We start from the raw sequence: 16525 nt of genomic DNA on the forward strand, positions 1-16525 counted from the left end.
ACTCGTCGATTTGTTCATGATTTAACAGATCAACAGCAGTCTATATTCATTTTCTTTTTCGATAGGCGCACGATGCACACAAGGTAAAACGTGTTGTGATGGATGGTCAACGGCCAATCGCCATAAATGGCCTAAACCTAAACTCACAGGTTTTGTATTTGGTTTGGGTTGATAATGCAGATCAAAGAAATTTTCTTCTAGAAAATTATCAAACTCATCTTCTGGGCCATTATGTAGTTGCTTAAGTTTTTCTCTGATTTCAGGAATCAAAATCTTTTGTTCGACCTGATCGTTTGGCAACATCTCACTTGCTGCACCATGGTAAGTACATAAAAAAGTATCAGTGGGAATAGGCGAGCGATCGACATGAAATGAATAAACATCTGTCGAAATAAAATCGAACTCATCATCTCGCTCGTAGTTTTGGATCAAGTTAAGCACTGGTGATGCACCGAGAGCTGTTAATTGTTGAATATCCGCAATAATAATTTCTCTTGCTAAATTACCATTTTCTGAAAGTTGCAATGCTAAAAGCTCGTCAACAGAAACCTCTGTAATATTCTCTTTTATCTCAAGTTTTCCTATGATCTCTTGAAAATCACCAACTAAGTTTCTATACCAACAAATTGCATTACTTTCTCCTTGAAAATTAGAATCAATAAGCTCAGAAAAAGTAGAAACCACACTAATTTGCTTGTGACCAGAAAAACTATTCTTCATTTAAGTGATAAATTCATAAGTAAATAGGAGGCTAATCATACACTTTTCTTTAATTGCTTGAGTGCTCTTAGATGAGATCGAATAAAGTAATTTTGAATCAAATATATGCATATTTAACAAATAGAATTGAGCAAAATTATGCTCATAAAATCATGTAACAAATATTTTTGAGCAAATATATTCACAAAAAACAAGTTTTATAGTATTTTTGAGAAAATAATTGCTCATTTATATCAATGCAAAAATTAACAATACAGGCTTTACTCGACCAGAATTGGTTAGATATCGCAGAACTTAAACTAATAGAACCTAAGCTGGGCTCAGCAAGCGCCAGTGAATTGGTCTACGAGTTAGAATACGCAATCCAAAATCTGGACAAGCGAGATGAACATGCCTGTAGTCTCTCACTACCTGTACAAATACTTATAAACCATGAATCTAGCTCATGGTTTGGTTTTTTGGATGATATTGTTCCTTCAGGTGCAGCACGCCGTTATTGGGTCAATTTTTTAGGCTTACAACGACTCACGTATGCTGAGCAAGATAGTATTTTATTGGAAAAAGGTGGAATTGCGCCCGTAGGAAACTTGCGAATTAAAGAAGCTCTTCCGCCTATAAATCCTGACTCTACTTTGCATTTACGTTATTTTAGTCAAAATGATGTTGCTGATCGAAATGTTGATTTTCTTGAGTATGCACAGCAAATGGGCGCGATTAGTGGTGGTGCAACAGGAGCGGGTGGTGAAGCGCCCAAGTTACTGATTCGCGCGACAAAAGATCAAAATATTTGGATTGACACCTATCAACAAAACTTTGATCAACCTGATCAACACTATTTAATTAAATTTCCTCGAAATAATCGTAGTGAGATCGACTGCAATATTCTCAGAGCGGAATACTATTACTATCAAGAACTAAAAGAATTAGGTTTCAATACCATTGAAACAACGGAAATGAAGCTGATCGAAGGTGAAAAATATCCATCATTATGGTTGCCAAGATTTGATGTGGAATGGCGCAATCAACAATGGCATCGTCATGGTTTGGAGTCTGTTTATTCAGTATTAAATAAGGCTTCAGGAAGTCATCTTAATCATTTTGAAGTAATAGACAACCTATGTGATTTACTGACAGTGATTGATTCAAATTTTGATGCTACACAATTCATTTGTGAATGGTTACAAAGAGATTTGCTCAATATTATTTTTGGCAATTCTGATAATCACGGGCGAAATACCTCATTTCTAAAAAAATCTGGAAAAATTTCACTTGCTCCAATTTATGATTTTGCACCAATGAAAGCTGATCCAGAAGTCGTGACAAGATCAACGACATGGGGAAGTCCTTATGAAGAAGGAGGAGAGTATCGTTGGGAGCAAATTACCCAAAAACTTGCACATTTATGCGATCCAAATTTGTCTATGAAGACATTAAAATCATTAGCAAGCAATCTTGTTGGGCTAAAACAACGGTTAATTGATAAAGGTGTCCCAAAACAGATTATGGATATGCCAGCACTTTCATTCGATTATGTTGAAGCTAAATTAGAAAGATGGGAACTATTATGAATATAAAAAATCAGCCTCAAGATCGCCAGCAAGTTCTTATTGATCTATATATGCAGTACTTATTGAATGAAATTACCTTGGGGCAATTATTGGCGTATTTACGAAAAAATATACTTGGCATGTCTCAGGAACAATACGCAAATTTGGTTGGTGTCAGTCGCAGAACATTAACAGACATAGAACAAGACAAAGGAAAACTCACTCAATCTGTCCTAGATAAAGTATTTAAGCCACTCGGATTACAAGCAGGTCTTGTACCGACGCATGAGCATATTGTGAGGAAGATTATTAAAGAAGGATAGAGATTTTGATGAATCATTATTATAAATAAAAATATATTTATTAAATTTAATAATTTATACAGATATTTTTTCAAAAAACAGTTAATTAAGTTCATGAACTAACGCTTCTAATTTTCAAGAATGGAAAATCAATAAAAATTTCTTATTGACCTTCCATTCTAATAAAAGATATCATTCTTGAATGATCATTCCATAATGGTAGTTTCAAATGAGACCAAAGGAGTTTGAGCAAGATGTAATAGCAGAAGCTGCTATGAAAGTATTTTGGCAGAAAGGATATGCTGGTACGAGTATTCAGGATCTAGTTGAAGGGACTGGTCTTGGTAGAGGCAGTCTTTATAACACTTTTGGAAGCAAATATGGACTTTATGAATTTTCTTTAAAACGTTATTACGAAATAACCGCTGATAATATAGCTATATTGTCTGAAGAAGGGAAAGCTAAAGACTTAATTCTACGTTTGCTTATGAAAATTGTCTCAGATGAAATTAATGACGTTGAGAATATGGGGTGTATGGTAGCTAATGCATCTTTGGAAATGGCTCGATATGATGAGGGGATAGCCGAATTAGTAGAAAAGAACTTACAAAGAATGGAAAAAGCTATTTGTACTTTGCTGAAGCATGGACAAACTAATGGTGAAATTGATCCTAGTAAAAATCCTGAGATATTAGCTAGATTTATTGTTAGTACAATTCAAGGAATACGTGTTTTTAGTAAGGGGAATAGTAAAAAAGGGCTTTCAGCAAAATTAGTTGATATTGTAAATGTGGCAATGAGTGCAATTTAATTTTTAATAGTTAAAAATCACTTTCAGAAAGGGTGGTTTTTTTACACACCATTTTGGAATGATCGTTCCAAAATGGTGTGACTCATCTTTAATAATTGATCTAGGTTAAAGCAAATTAGACATGAATATACAAAACAAGACATTAAGTGCGGCTGAATTTGGAAATACTAAAGAAAATATTCCAATTTTAAAACTTCTGGCATTTACGCTTGCTGGTTTTATTACGATTATGACAGAAACAATTCCAGCTGGTTTATTACCTTTGATTAGTAGAGATTTACAGGTAACAGAAGCTTTAGCAGGACAATTAGTATCTGTTTACGCTCTAGGTTCTGTAATAGCTGCTATTCCTGTCGTTGCTGCTACTCGCAGTTGGTCTAGAAGACCATTATTCTTAATGGCAATAAGCGGACTATTAATTTTCAATACCTTAACGGCTTTATCTTCTAGCTATATTGTTGTGTTAGTTGCTCGTTTTATCGCGGGGATGTCAGCAGGAATTATTTGGGGAGTACTGGCAGGTTATGCTAGAAGTATGGTCTCTACTAACTTACAGGGGCGAGCATTGGCTATTGTTGGTGTAGGACAACCAATTGCTTTATGTATGGGAGTACCTTTGGGGACTTGGATGGGAAGTATGTTTGGTTGGAGAGGTGTATTTTGGATCATTTCTCTACTCGCGTTACTTCTATTAATTTGGATTAGAGTTGCAATTCCAAACGTTTCTGGACAGGTTGCAGAAAAACGCCAGTCGATCAAAGAGATATTTTTACATCCAGGTATTCGCTCAGTATTAGCTGTAATCTTCTTGTGGATACTTGCACATAATGTTTTGTATACCTTTATTTCACCTTATTTAACCTCGGTAGGTCTTGGTGATCGGGTAGATCTAGTCCTTTTGTTATTCGGTGTATCTTCAATCATTGGGATTTGGGTTACTGGTGTTTGGGTGGATAGATCATTACGCCTATTAACTTTGCTAAGTTTAGCGGGCTTTACTGTTGCTGCCATTCTAATAGGGTTAGGTGGTAATGGTAACTATGCTTGGCTAGTACTTAGTGGTATCGCATTATGGGGTATAACTTTTGGTGGAGCTCCAACTTTATTGCAAACAGCAATTGCTGACACAGCTGGTGAAGGTGCTGATGTAGCTCAGTCTATGTTAGTTACTGTCTTTAATTTGGCTGTTGCTGGAGGAGGGTTGCTAGGTGGTGTATTACTTCAAAAAATCGGCCCATCATCATTCACAATAGCAATGTGTATTTTATCATTAATTTCAGTCTATGCTGTATTACAAGCTAAAGCACATGGATTCAGAAATAGATAAAATTTGTTATTAGCTTTAGACACTAGGTTGTGTCTTCTCAACTCAGTGTTTATTGACTATTTAGATTACAAATAATTTTATAAGGAATAAATAATGTCAGATAATAGAATTAAATCAGCCCTGTATTTAATTAGCTGGAATTTGTAGAAAATTTAATGAGAATTACTATAAATACTTTTATCTACCAAATGCAAATTCTGCGATCTTATTAAAAGAAGTATTGCATCGTATCGAAGATGCTATTGATGAATATGATGAACCTAAATTGTATTATGGAGTAATTCGAGGCTCATTCATTAGAGCTAAAGAATTGCTAAGAACTCTAGGTAGGACAGCATGTAAAATAGGGAAAAGTTGAGCCGAAAAGTTTCAAGAGTCAGGTCAATGAAGTACATGCATGTGTAACGATATTAAAAAAATCATCAAATTAGGTAAACCCGTAATACCCAAGTTGTAATTTAAATTTGAATGCTATGCACAACATAGACATGTGAATGACGTAACATCTGTCGCAAATGACAACTTATATGTCGCGTGATGGATGGTTGTGTGTAGGCCACAGTCTTTAGATATCTTATTTAACATAATATACATTATGCGAAATCTCAGTTAGATGTTTTTCCATTTTAATTTTTAGAATAATTTGCATGATGCTCTGGATCATCTGGGCGTTCCCGTAAACGGTCGGGCTTTTTCGTTTCAATAACTTCAGCCCTTAAGTTGAAAAATTATTATTTTTTTAGTCTCTATGAGCCGTTAAAAAATAAATTTTCCTAACTTCTTGGCTCTTGTTATTTCCCACTTCAATCCCTAACGCAACCCAGCACCTATAGCTGATCCTGAGCGTGTTTCTAAAGCCGTTTTATGATTGCTAAGCCCCACATCATATAAAATCCATATAAAGCTCAAAAATCGATAATTAAACCGCCTTTTTCTCCATAATTATGAAAAATACGCTGATGCTTGATTAACTGCGAATATACAACTGTACGGCCACAATAAGAGCATCTTACCCATGATTGAGAAATATCCCTTAAATACGGCAACGTACTTTCGGCGAGCGTAGCTCGGTTCTTACCGTGTTTATACATATGGGAGCCTGTAATCAGGGAAAAAGAACCGAGAATCATACAATATCAGTTCGCTCGTAGACACTCGCTCTAAAACTAATAAAAATGCGCCCTAAGGCGCATTTAATTAGCTATCTAGTCTAATAAGCCCAGATCACAAGATTCAAATTTTTAATAAATCAAAACAAACTAAGTGATTGATATAAAATGATATTAAATCTAAAAAGTGAATCTTTCGAGGCCTACTAAAATATTAAAAATGTTGACCTGAAAAATCCAGGTCAACCAAATGATATTTATTTCATAAATATCATTTGATCAAACTCAAAAAAATCAGCTGAATCAGTCTTTTCATCATGAAGCACACAAAGTTGGTGATTTTCATTTAATTCAATAAGGACAGAAATTACTTGACCTGAAATTTGGTCAAAACCTGATGAGTTATATTCTACTGGAACCGGATATTTAAAGCTGATTTGTTTTCCTAGATAACTAAGCAATGTACTATGTGCAACAGTCATGATGATCTCCTATTTAGATCCTTGTGATTAGCTGCATGACTAGACTGCCATCTAGTCATGCAGTGATTATTTAAAACAAAATTTAAAAACGACCTTGCTTAACTACTGTAAGCATATATCTCTTTAGTTCTCGACTGATTGTTGACTGATTTTCTTTACATACTTTATTAAATTCCTCTTTTAACGAGCTACTAACTCTAAAATTCACCACGCCATCCAGTTCATCTAAAGAAGCCATAAGTTTCTCTATTTTTTGATCTCTTAAAAACTTTCTTTCTTGAATCTGTTGGGCTATATGTTCGAAATTAGCCATATAAACACTACAATAATAAGCATTTGTATATACAAAATATATACTAGGTATGTATTTGTCAACATTTTTTATAAATAATTTTGACAAGTTTTACTGAAAAGACAATCCAATGCACAACATTAAACAATTGAAAAATAATATAAAATTAGAATGCACCAAATTAGTGCTGTTGTTAAAGTCCTATTTTCCGGACCATAGTCCACCACTAGAGATGGTGGACGAAATTTACTTTAGCGACAGGATTTGACGCACACTAAGAAGTGCGCGTCTGGTCGAACGTCCCTCCTCCCGCCCGCGCACTTCTTCGATGTTCGCATAATGAGCATTGATGTTAAATGCCTGCACGTGCGCTAGAAAGCTTAGCACCATTGACAAAAAAGCCGATTCTCAAATGAAAATCAGCTTTCTAGTCAATGGCAACGGCAAGTAACATAATGCGGTTATTATGCGCAACTAACCAATATAAGATATTGATATATAATAATTTATTTATTCTGTAGATTACTAATATATACTACAAAACCACTCTTGTTTTGTATCGCTCAACCTCTCTATAAAACTTAGGTGTAACGTTCGTCCATTTTTTAAATGCACGTGAAAAATGAGAAATATCTGCGTATCCTAATCGTTCTGCAATTTGTTCAATAGATAGATGTTGTTGTTTTAATAAAAATTCTGCTTGTTTTCTACGAACCTCAGCAACTAACAACTGAAATGAAGTTTGTTCTTTCGCGAGTTGGCGCTGTAATGTTCTCTCTGACAAATGTAATCTTTCAGCAACCTGTTTAAGCGATAGAAATCCAAGTGCTTCATCATATAGTTCTTCTTTCACATTTTTTGCCGCACTATCTACATTTTTCCTTTTTAAAAATAGCTTTTGAATATCCTGTTTACACTGCTGAATTGTTAATCGCGCAACCAATGCATCGGCTGTCTTTAATGGTAAAGATAATACATTTTGATTCAATATTAAGCAGTCATTTTTTGCGTTGAACTCACCATTTAACTGATTAATATTAAATATTTTTTTGTAGAAATCTGGCTTATCTTGCTGGAATTCAAAACGGATATCTAACCGCTGTTGAGCTAAATTTTCTACTATCTGAGCAAAACCAAAAACCAAGAATATAATCTCATGTCTGTTAAACCTAAATTGTTGTAAAGGTTGATTAAAATACAAGTATGCTTTTCCATCATTCACCTGAAGTTTGGGCTTAAATACTGTACAATGCAATCCGATAAATTGCTCCAAAACTTTAATCGCGGAACCAAGATCTTCTGAAGCTGTTGCAGCGACTCCGATATGTCCATAACAAGAAATTTTCATTTCTTTTGCAAGATATACACTGATTGCTGGTTCATCGGTAATCTGTGCAGCTCGTTCTAACAAGTAATTGAAAATATTAAAATCCACATACCAAAAAGGTGCATTGAGTTTATCAATTGAAATACCTGTTCCAGATAATAGTTGTTCGGGTGCAATGCCCCGTTTTTTAAGTACATCAACTAATAAATTCACATAACTACCAGGAAGTTCAGGATTCATATTTTTAGATCCTATACAGCTAATATTTTGGCGTAAATTGGTAAAAATTGGCGGTTTATGAACTATGCCACGATTTAGCTTTACGGCATAGTAAGTTCGTAAAAAATCCAAGATTAAAGGTTTATTTTCCAATGAATGTACTAATTGTTCACGCGCATCCTGAAAAACGATCATTTACAACTGCTATGAAAACTACGGTTCAACAGACTTTTGAACAACTTGGACATACAGTTGAAGTATCTGATTTATATGAAATGAAATTTAATCCTGTTGCATCAGCTGATGATTTTAGTGATTTTGATGAAACCGAATATCTAAATTATGCCCTCGAGCAACGTAATGCATTAAAAAGCAATACACTTTCGCCTGATATTGCCGTTGAAATCGAAAAAGTTAAACGTGCTGATCTTGTGATTTTTACTTTTCCTTTATATTGGACATCTGTACCAGCGATCCTCAAAGGCTGGATAGATCGAGTATTTGTCTCAGGACTATTTTATGGCGGTAAACGTTTTTATAATCATGGTGGTATGACTGGCAAAAAAGCAATGCTTTGTTTTAGTCTTGGTGGACGAGATCATATGTTTGGAGAGAACTCAGTTCATGGTCCAATTGAACAATATTTATCTTCAATTCAACGTGGTTCTTTGGCTTATGTTGGTTTTGAAGTTATACCGCCATTTATTGCATATCATGTTCCATATATTAGCAATGAAAGCCGACAAGACATTTTAACCAACTTGGAACAATACCTTCAAAATCTGGATAATCTTAGCCCTCTAGAATTTCCTCATCTTGAAAATTTTGATGAAAAAATGAATCCTAAAACCTAACCAACAAATGTAAAAAAATTATAAAAAAACTGCGATCCGTCCCCAAGCTAGATCGCAGTTTTATTCTTTGTATTATCGATTCGCTTGCTGAATTTTGTAACACTCATCCAATGCAAGTTCATAATACGCTAAACCTTCTTGTGCAGCCAAAAATGCTTTTTTCTGCATCACAGGATCTTGATCACATAACCGTTTGATAAGTTCCATCGCTTCATACGGATGCAGATCATCATAATGCGCATGTGCTCTCAACCAAGCCAATGACCGTTTATTAATCGTTACTTCTGGGTTTTGAGTATAACTTTGCACCCCCTTGTAAACTTGTATACTCCAGTCCCCTGTCGCCCACTCGATTGCAAGATTTGTGGCTGCAATACTCTCAGCTAAGCTACCTCGGTAATTCACATCCCATAAGAAATGATTAACTGCATTCATCGCTGCTGGCGGCCGAACATTATTTAGCATGTCGACCGTAAGTCCAAAACCACCTGCCCAATCCTGATACCAAGTAAGATGGCGCTCCTCAACTTTAATATTTTGAATCAGCCAATCTCGTGTTTCGGTTACACCAGATAAGGAAAACGCAGTAGCTTTGGCTAGTGTTCCAGCCATATAAGAAGGAAAATGAGCGACTAAAGGATAAAAATTCAATAAGGCTGAGCGAAAACACTCCAAGCTTAATGAACCACTTGCCATATCCAAGAATAAAGGGTGTTTGCTAACTCGTTCTTTTGCTGGCAAAAGTTCATCCCAGAACCGTTGTGACCACTCAGAATGAGCCGTAATTTCCAATTTTTTTTCGTATTGATTCATAGCAGTCATTGCGATGCATCCTATTTCGTATGACTTAATCCAATCATATTCCATGATTGCTGCTTTTTCTAGATTGTATCTTATTGCAGCAAATATACAATTACCATTCCTCGGTTTGTACTACTGAGTTATTTATTGAATATCATCCTCATTTAATCCATATATTATCAGCATTAAAAGCGATATAAACCTTTAATCAGCATAAGTTTTGAACAACAAAAAGATGATTATCACAAAAAAATGGGATTTTTTGATTATCTAATACACATTTTATTTAATTCAGTGTAACGTAGTAAAAAACAATTCCAATATTAGATGACTTACATAAAAACATTAGGGAGTGGTAAGCGATAAGATGAAGTTGAAAGCTTCCAATATATTGGGACAAGATCAAATCGACTTGCTAATTTCTCGCGGACTAAATTTAGTTTGGTTTCCTAAAGAGTTAGAAGCGATCTACCGAGATCAGTATAGAAATGAGGCCGCACACGAATTCCGTTATCGTGCGCCAATCATCTTGGGCCTATATTTATTTCTGAGCTTTGGTATTTATCAAGTCCTACCACCAGATATGCGTCTTGAGTGGATTGCTTACTATGGCTGGGTTGGGATTATTATCCTTCTCGCATGGTTATTGTCTTTTGTTCCGATCATGAATCGGTGGTTCGATCATTACGTTTGTATAGGATCAATGGGTGCTGTAGCCATTACTTTCACCCTCATTAACGTTCTTGCACAAGGCCAACATAACATTTTATTCCATGCTGCAATGATGTATGCGGTTGTCATTATTTATGGCTTTGTTGGTATGCGTTTTTATACCGCAATGTTTGCAGGATGGATGGGAGGTTTAATTGGTATTGCAGCAAGCACCTGGTTAAGTGGTTCTATTGATTGGACTTTTTTACATAGAACATACACATTTAGTAGTTTTTTGGGGATGGCATTAGCGTATGCGACGGATCGACAGCACCGCGAAAATTACTTGCAAAACTGCATGATCGAACTTAACCGATTAGAGCTCATGCGACAGGCACAACAACTCTCAATTCTTTCACAACAAGATGCTCTAACGGGTTTAGCGAATCGTCGTTATCTCGATGAAGTACTTGAAAATGAATGGAAACGAGCCATGCGCCATGAAATGCCCATCACGATTATGATGATTGATATTGATTTCTTTAAACTCTATAACGACACACTTGGTCATATTCAAGGTGATCAATGCTTAAGACGTATCGCTATTTTATTGGGGTCAATAACTTCACGCAGTGGTGATCTAGCAGCGCGTTATGGTGGGGAAGAATTCTTGTTACTATTTTCAATGACAGATCAAGATCAAGCACTCATCCAAGTTAAACGGTTAATGGAGTTGGTGAGTAATATTGGCATCAATCATCCTAAAAGCCAAATTTCTAAACATGTAACGATAAGTGTTGGTGTTGCGACGATGGTACCAAGTTTAGGTGATAGTCTTTCAGAATTTATTTCTCGTGCCGACCATGCCCTTTATATTGCGAAAAGTAATGGTAGAAATCAATATCACATCGCCTCTTCTGAAAATATGATTTCTGAAGCTTTATAATAAATATACAGAAGATTATTATTCAGTAAATTAATTGAATATTACATTAAATAAAAGTCACACTTATAATAAATTAAAAGTGTGACTAAATATGATTATGCTTCGATTGGTTTAAATGGAGGTACGACATCTGCATTTTGTGCACGATGTCTTAAAAAATGATCCATTAATACGATCGCCAACATCGCTTCTGCAATTGGTGTTGCACGTACGCCCACACAAGGGTCATGACGACCTTTGGTTAAGACATCGGTATTTTCACGGTTAATCGTAATCGTCTTACCTGGTGTTGTAATACTAGCTGTTGGTTTCAATGCAATTGCAACACGAATAGTTTGACCACTCGAAATCCCACCTAAAATTCCGCCAGCATGATTAGCAAGGAAACCATCTGTGGTGAGTTCATCACGAGTTTCATGACCAAATTGACCCGCTACAGCAAAGCCATCACCGATCTCAATCCCTTTAACCGCGTTAATACTCATCATTGCATGTGCAATATCAGCATCTAAACGATCAAATACAGGTTCACCCCAACCAACAGGAACATTCTCGGCAATGATCTCTAGTTTTGCACCACAACTTGTTCCTTGTTCACGCAAAGACGTAACCAATTTTTCAAAACGTGGCACCGCGTCAGCATCACCACAGAAAAATGGATTGTTAGGTACTTCGTTCCAATCTAATTTCTCTGCAACTTCGTTACCAATTTGAGTGACATGTCCACGAATATCAATCCCAAATTTTTCAGCTAGATACTTTTTTGCAATCGCACCCGCTGCAACACGCATCGCAGTTTCACGTGCACTTGAACGTCCGCCACCACGATAATCACGGAATCCGTACTTTTGTGTATAGGTATAATCAGCATGACCAGGACGGAAAGTTTGAGCAATATTGCCGTAATCTTTAGATTTTTGATCTGTATTACGAATCAATAAACCAATCGAAGTTCCAGTTGTTTTCCCTTCGAAAATACCGGAAATAATCTCGACTTCATCTGGCTCTTTACGTTGCGTTGCAAATTTAGATGTACCAGGCTTGCGGCGATCCAAATCTTTCTGCAAATCAGCTTCACAAAGTTCAAGACCCGGCGGCACGCCATCAACAATTGCCATCAAACCGACACCATGAGACTCTCCACATGTCGTGACTTGAAAAAGTTGACCAATACTATTCCCTGCCATGTTCTATCCCCTTAATTCTGAATGGATTGCTGAAATATTTCTTTATAACGACGGCATTGTTCAGCAGTCAAAGCAAAAATACCAGAACCACCTTTTTGGAAAGTTAGCCAGTGAAAGTCAACCGTATTGAAATTTTGACGCATCGCCCATTCTGAATTACCCACTTCGATAACGATCAGACCATCTTCAGTTAAATAATCAGCAGCTTGAGCCAACATTTTACGCACCAAGTCCAAACCATCTTGTCCCGCAGCAAGCGCAAGTTCTGGCTCATGTAAGAATTCTTCAGGTAAATCTGCCATATCTTCAGCATCTACATAAGGCGGATTACTTACGATCAAGTCATATTGATTTTCAGCAGGTATTTTTGCAAATAGATCAGATTCAAGTAGTGCAACTTGATACTGTTTATTGTGATGTTCTGTATTGATCGAAGCAACTTCTAAAGCTTCTTTAGAAATATCTGTAGCATCAACCTCTGATTCTGGATATGCATACGCCAATGCAATTGCAATACAGCCTGAACCCGTGCACATATCCAAGATACGTTGTGGTTTTTTCGGTTTAGGATTTTCTGGTAGGCTGTTTAACGCTTCAAGCATTTGACCATTTTCATCTAAACAATATGGTGCAAAACGCTGTTCAATTAACTCAGCAATCGGTGAACGTGGGATTAAGACACGTTCATCAACATAAAATGGTTTATTAAAGAAATATGCAAGATTTAATAAGTATGAAGTTGGGACACGCTCATTAATACGACGTTCCAATAAGCTTAGAAATTCTGCTTTTTCACTTGGTAATAGTTTCGCATCTAGGATTTCCGCATCAGCCTTCCACTCAAGAGAAAGTGTTTGCAAAACCAATGCAGAACTTTCAGCGAAATAATCTTCTGTGCCTTGACCTAAGTGCGCGTCGTATTGGCGAAGTGCGGTGACACCAAAACGGATAAAATCTCTTATGTTTACTAAGTTTTCAGCCGCTTCTTGTAAATGTTCAGGGCTGATCGTTGGTCGCTCCACTTAGGCGTCTCCAAAAGTGCTAATTGCAAAACGGTTTATTTTACCTGAGCCAAGAAAAGCAAAGCAACGCTTTAACCAGTTTCTAGCTCTCTTGAAGCTTATTTAATAAGAAAAAACCGCTTCAGATCAAAGAAACGGTTTTATATCGGATTTATTTAAATTTTAACGAGACAAATAACGGGTCATATCCTCGATCCCTTTCAAAGTCATTGGATACATATGATCTTCAAATGTTTCTTTAATCCACTGAATAGTTTGGGTGTAATGCCAATAACCCTCCACTTCAGGATTGAGCCAAGCTGTTTTATCAAAGTGCTGACGTAAACGTCTTAACCACACTTCCCCAGCCTCGTCATTCATATATTCAACTGAACCACCAGCAGACTTGAGTTCATAAGGCGCCATACTAGCATCGCCTACAATGATAACCCGATAATCACGTCCATAAGTATGCAATAGATCCCATGTGTTCATACGTGTCGAGCTACGACGGTGATTGTCTTTCCAAACATAATCATAAAGACAATTATGGAAATAAAAATATTCTAAAGTCTTGAACTCAGATTTTGCAGCACTAAACAGTTTTTCACATTCAGCGATATAGGCATCCATAGAACCACCTACATCAAACAACATCAATACTTTGATTCGATTACGGCGTTCTGGAACAAGTTGCACATCCAAGATACCTTGTTTCGCAGTTTCACGAATCGTGCTATCAACATCTAGCTCTTCGGCAGCCCCTTGACGCGCAAATTTACGCAAACGACGTAAGGCGATTTGCATCTGGCGTGTTCCTAAAACCTGATCGTCGTCAAGATTTTGGTATTTACGTTGTTCCCATACTTTTACCGCTGAACGTTTACGGCCCGGCCCACCAATACGTACACCTTCAGGATGATCACCAAAAGCACCAAAAGGTGAAGTTCCACCTGTACCAATCATCCGGTTGCCGCCCTGATGTTTTTTATGTTGTTCGCGCAAACGCTCTTCCAACATTTTCATCAGTTCTTCGAGAGAACCCGCCTTTTGCAATTCAGCACGTTGCTCTGGAGTTAAATGCTTTTCTAGTAGCTCAAGATCAAACCAGTCTTTTGGCAATTTATGAACGTGTTTGAGTAGCTCATCTAAGTCAAAGGTTTCAATACCATCAAAATAATCTTTCATGGCACGATCAAACTTATCAAAGAAGCGCTCATCTTTGACTAAAACCGTTTTAGCCAATTGATAAAACTCTTCTTGATCTGCAAAAACTAGACCTGAAGCCACCGCTTGATTCAGATCAATCAATTCACGTGTCGTAACAGGTACGCCATATTTGCGTAAAGTGTAGAACAGTCGTACAAACATATACGAGCACTCTTAACGACGTGACATAAAGGCTAAACGTTCTAGCAACTGTACATCTTGTTCATTCTTGATTAGCGCACCATACAACGGTGGAATCGCTTTTGATTTATCATGATTACGCAACACATCTTCTGGCATATCATCTGCCATCAATAAGCTTAACCAATCAATTAATTCAGACGTTGAAGGTGGCTTTTTCAAACTTGGTACTTGACGTAATTTGAAGAAGATCTGTAAAGCCTCACTCACCAAAGTGTTCGAAATACTTGGGAAATGAACTGCAATGATGTCACGCATCGTTGCTTCATCAGGGAACTCAATATAATGGAAGAAACAACGGCGCAAGAACGCATCTGGAAGTTCTTTTTCATTATTTGAAGTAATAATCACGATTGGACGCTGAGTTGCAGTAATCGTCTCACCTGTCTCATACACATAGAACGACATTTTGTCGAGCTCATGCAACAAGTCATTTGGAAATTCAATATCTGCTTTATCAATCTCATCAATTAATAATACACAGCGCTCATCGCTAGTAAATGCTTCCCACAATTTACCAGGCTTAATATAGTTTTTAATGTCATAGACACGGTCATCACCTAGCTGGCTATCACGTAAACGCGAAACAGCATCATATTCATACAAACCTTGCTGTGCTTTGGTTGTTGATTTGATATGCCAAGTGATCAGTTTTAACCCAAGACTTTCAGCAACCTGTTCAGCCAGTAACGTTTTACCTGTACCCGGCTCACCTTTTACCAATAATGGTTTTTGTAGAGCACGCGCCGCTTTTACAGCAAGCTTTAGGCTATCAGTTGCAATATATTGATCTGTACCAGTAAAGTGTTGATTATCAGCAGACATTTAAAAAACCTTATTTTTCTGTATCTAACTTTGTGTAAATATTTAAACTGAACGAGCAGCTTTCTTATTGGCGGTATATTTTGACCAGCAAAAACCAATCGATAAACCAATCCCTATGACAAAGAGGATCAAGGATAAATTGGCCCACACCAACACATGTTCTTTGGTTAATACACCAAAAATCAATCCAAAAATTGCAGGTGCGATTCCAGAATTCGGACCTTCAGAAATTGTTGGTGTTGCAAGGACTGCAAAAGCGATAATCCACAAGATGCCACCGATGGGACTCGGTAAACGCGTCATTAAACGATACCAACACCACAAGGCAATGATTGTTCCAGTAACATAGACTATGATCGCAACATTTTCCTCAGGAAACTGATCCAGTACTGAAAGAATATTTGCCCATACCGCTGTTAATGTCTCAAGCACCTCGTAAGCCCTCAGGTTCTACCGCATTCGGATTGATTAATCCTTCTGGTGGCATTTGAATAAAAAAGCCTTTGGTTTCTAACGAATCCATAACATGCAACACATTTGCACGTGCAAGTTTACGCTCAGCATGAAGTTCTAAACGCATAACAAAAGTGGCTTTTCCAAATGCTTGTAAAACAGTTTCTGGAATACCGTCAAAAGGGTTCTCAGACTCATTATTCTCAGAAGAGTTCGGACGAGCAATATACATATACATTTCGTCTTTTTTGCTCGATCTAT

Annotated in this window: 17 protein-coding genes; 6 read left to right on the forward strand and 11 right to left on the reverse strand. The window is 36.8% G+C overall.

All coding sequences use genetic code 11. The features are described 5' to 3' along the window. Positions 1–21: 21 nt before the first annotated feature. Entirely contained in the window at positions 22–720 is a 699-nt protein-coding gene (locus DS737_RS08420; RefSeq protein ID WP_113997303.1) for a DUF1826 domain-containing protein, read from the reverse strand. Positions 721–956: 236 nt separating this feature from the next. Here DS737_RS08420 and DS737_RS08425 point away from each other — a divergent pair, with 236 nt between their 5' ends. From DS737_RS08425 to DS737_RS08440, 4 genes are all read left to right on the forward strand, one after another. Then, the gene (locus DS737_RS08425) at positions 957–2288 is read left to right on the forward strand and encodes a type II toxin-antitoxin system HipA family toxin (protein ID WP_113997304.1); all 1332 of its coding nucleotides are present in this window, start codon (positions 957–959) and stop codon (positions 2286–2288) included. Next, positions 2285–2590 carry a helix-turn-helix domain-containing protein gene (locus DS737_RS08430; RefSeq protein ID WP_005080719.1) on the forward strand — a complete coding sequence of 102 codons (306 nt, stop codon included), beginning with the start codon at positions 2285–2287 and terminating at the stop codon, positions 2588–2590. The genes DS737_RS08425 and DS737_RS08430 overlap by 4 nt, the downstream gene beginning before the upstream one ends. A 208-nt stretch (positions 2591–2798) precedes the next feature. Then, positions 2799–3380 (forward strand): TetR/AcrR family transcriptional regulator, encoded by a 582-nt coding sequence (locus tag DS737_RS08435; protein WP_113997305.1) that lies wholly within the window; start codon positions 2799–2801, stop codon positions 3378–3380. A gap of 121 nt (positions 3381–3501) precedes the next feature. Continuing rightward, positions 3502–4707, forward strand: coding sequence for an MFS transporter (locus tag DS737_RS08440; RefSeq protein WP_113997306.1), 1206 nt, complete (start codon positions 3502–3504; stop codon positions 4705–4707). 1366 nt (positions 4708–6073) lie between these two features. On the opposite strand, the gene DS737_RS08450 is transcribed toward DS737_RS08440, so the two are convergent. From DS737_RS08450 to DS737_RS08460, 3 genes are all read right to left on the reverse strand, one after another. After that, a complete protein-coding gene (locus DS737_RS08450) occupies positions 6074–6298 on the reverse strand; it encodes a hypothetical protein (RefSeq protein ID WP_113997307.1) in 225 nt (74 codons plus the stop codon). Positions 6299–6380: 82 nt separating this feature from the next. Continuing rightward, entirely contained in the window at positions 6381–6611 is a 231-nt protein-coding gene (locus DS737_RS08455) for a hypothetical protein (protein WP_113997308.1), read from the reverse strand. A 514-nt stretch (positions 6612–7125) separates the two neighbouring features. Next, positions 7126–8157 carry an AraC family transcriptional regulator gene (locus DS737_RS08460; protein WP_171287610.1) on the reverse strand — a complete coding sequence of 344 codons (1032 nt, stop codon included), beginning with the start codon at positions 8155–8157 and terminating at the stop codon, positions 7126–7128. A gap of 131 nt (positions 8158–8288) precedes the next feature. Between DS737_RS08460 and DS737_RS08465 the strand changes: the two genes are divergently transcribed. Beyond that, positions 8289–8990, forward strand: a complete 702-nt coding sequence (locus DS737_RS08465; protein WP_113997310.1) for an NAD(P)H-dependent oxidoreductase — start codon at positions 8289–8291, stop codon at positions 8988–8990. A 72-nt stretch (positions 8991–9062) separates the two neighbouring features. Here DS737_RS08465 and DS737_RS08470 read toward each other — a convergent pair whose 3' ends face one another. Further along, a complete protein-coding gene (locus DS737_RS08470) occupies positions 9063–9812 on the reverse strand; it encodes a TenA family transcriptional regulator (protein ID WP_075315579.1) in 750 nt (249 codons plus the stop codon). A gap of 346 nt (positions 9813–10158) precedes the next feature. Between DS737_RS08470 and DS737_RS08475 the strand changes: the two genes are divergently transcribed. After that, positions 10159–11388 (forward strand): GGDEF domain-containing protein, encoded by a 1230-nt coding sequence (locus DS737_RS08475; protein ID WP_005080788.1) that lies wholly within the window; start codon positions 10159–10161, stop codon positions 11386–11388. Between the two features lie 95 nt (positions 11389–11483). Here DS737_RS08475 and aroC read toward each other — a convergent pair whose 3' ends face one another. From aroC to DS737_RS08505, 6 genes are all read right to left on the reverse strand, one after another. Further along, positions 11484–12575 carry a chorismate synthase gene (aroC, locus tag DS737_RS08480; RefSeq protein WP_113997311.1) on the reverse strand — a complete coding sequence of 364 codons (1092 nt, stop codon included), beginning with the start codon at positions 12573–12575 and terminating at the stop codon, positions 11484–11486. A gap of 11 nt (positions 12576–12586) precedes the next feature. Beyond that, entirely contained in the window at positions 12587–13597 is a 1011-nt protein-coding gene (prmB, locus tag DS737_RS08485; protein ID WP_113997312.1) for a 50S ribosomal protein L3 N(5)-glutamine methyltransferase, read from the reverse strand. 162 nt (positions 13598–13759) lie between these two features. Continuing rightward, the gene (locus DS737_RS08490) at positions 13760–14947 is read right to left on the reverse strand and encodes a vWA domain-containing protein (protein WP_004639114.1); all 1188 of its coding nucleotides are present in this window, start codon (positions 14945–14947) and stop codon (positions 13760–13762) included. Between the two features lie 12 nt (positions 14948–14959). Beyond that, positions 14960–15811 carry an AAA family ATPase gene (locus DS737_RS08495; protein ID WP_004639112.1) on the reverse strand — a complete coding sequence of 284 codons (852 nt, stop codon included), beginning with the start codon at positions 15809–15811 and terminating at the stop codon, positions 14960–14962. Positions 15812–15853: 42 nt separating this feature from the next. Then, positions 15854–16243, reverse strand: coding sequence for a hypothetical protein (locus DS737_RS08500; RefSeq protein ID WP_004639110.1), 390 nt, complete (start codon positions 16241–16243; stop codon positions 15854–15856). Beyond that, positions 16236–16496, reverse strand: a complete 261-nt coding sequence (locus DS737_RS08505) for a YcgL domain-containing protein (protein WP_017394735.1) — start codon at positions 16494–16496, stop codon at positions 16236–16238. The genes DS737_RS08500 and DS737_RS08505 overlap by 8 nt, the downstream gene beginning before the upstream one ends. Positions 16497–16525: the final 29 nt, after the last annotated feature.

This window comes from Acinetobacter haemolyticus, assembly GCF_003323815.1.
Classification (GTDB): domain Bacteria; phylum Pseudomonadota; class Gammaproteobacteria; order Pseudomonadales; family Moraxellaceae; genus Acinetobacter; species Acinetobacter haemolyticus.

Coding starts and splice junctions, on each gene's coding strand:
- DS737_RS08420 (WP_113997303.1), bottom strand. CDS start 720: ATGAAGAATAGTTTTTCTGGTCACAAGCAAATTAGTGTGGTTTCTACT.
- DS737_RS08425 (WP_113997304.1), top strand. CDS start 957: ATGCAAAAATTAACAATACAGGCTTTACTCGACCAGAATTGGTTAGAT.
- DS737_RS08430 (WP_005080719.1), top strand. CDS start 2,285: ATGAATATAAAAAATCAGCCTCAAGATCGCCAGCAAGTTCTTATTGAT.
- DS737_RS08435 (WP_113997305.1), top strand. CDS start 2,799: ATGAGACCAAAGGAGTTTGAGCAAGATGTAATAGCAGAAGCTGCTATG.
- DS737_RS08440 (WP_113997306.1), top strand. CDS start 3,502: ATGAATATACAAAACAAGACATTAAGTGCGGCTGAATTTGGAAATACT.
- DS737_RS08450 (WP_113997307.1), bottom strand. CDS start 6,298: ATGACTGTTGCACATAGTACATTGCTTAGTTATCTAGGAAAACAAATC.
- DS737_RS08455 (WP_113997308.1), bottom strand. CDS start 6,611: ATGGCTAATTTCGAACATATAGCCCAACAGATTCAAGAAAGAAAGTTT.
- DS737_RS08460 (WP_171287610.1), bottom strand. CDS start 8,157: ATGAATCCTGAACTTCCTGGTAGTTATGTGAATTTATTAGTTGATGTA.
- DS737_RS08465 (WP_113997310.1), top strand. CDS start 8,289: ATGAATGTACTAATTGTTCACGCGCATCCTGAAAAACGATCATTTACA.
- DS737_RS08470 (WP_075315579.1), bottom strand. CDS start 9,812: ATGACTGCTATGAATCAATACGAAAAAAAATTGGAAATTACGGCTCAT.
- DS737_RS08475 (WP_005080788.1), top strand. CDS start 10,159: ATGAAGTTGAAAGCTTCCAATATATTGGGACAAGATCAAATCGACTTG.
- aroC (WP_113997311.1), bottom strand. CDS start 12,575: ATGGCAGGGAATAGTATTGGTCAACTTTTTCAAGTCACGACATGTGGA.
- DS737_RS08490 (WP_004639114.1), bottom strand. CDS start 14,947: ATGTTTGTACGACTGTTCTACACTTTACGCAAATATGGCGTACCTGTT.
- DS737_RS08495 (WP_004639112.1), bottom strand. CDS start 15,811: ATGTCTGCTGATAATCAACACTTTACTGGTACAGATCAATATATTGCA.
- DS737_RS08505 (WP_017394735.1), bottom strand. CDS start 16,496: ATGTATATTGCTCGTCCGAACTCTTCTGAGAATAATGAGTCTGAGAAC.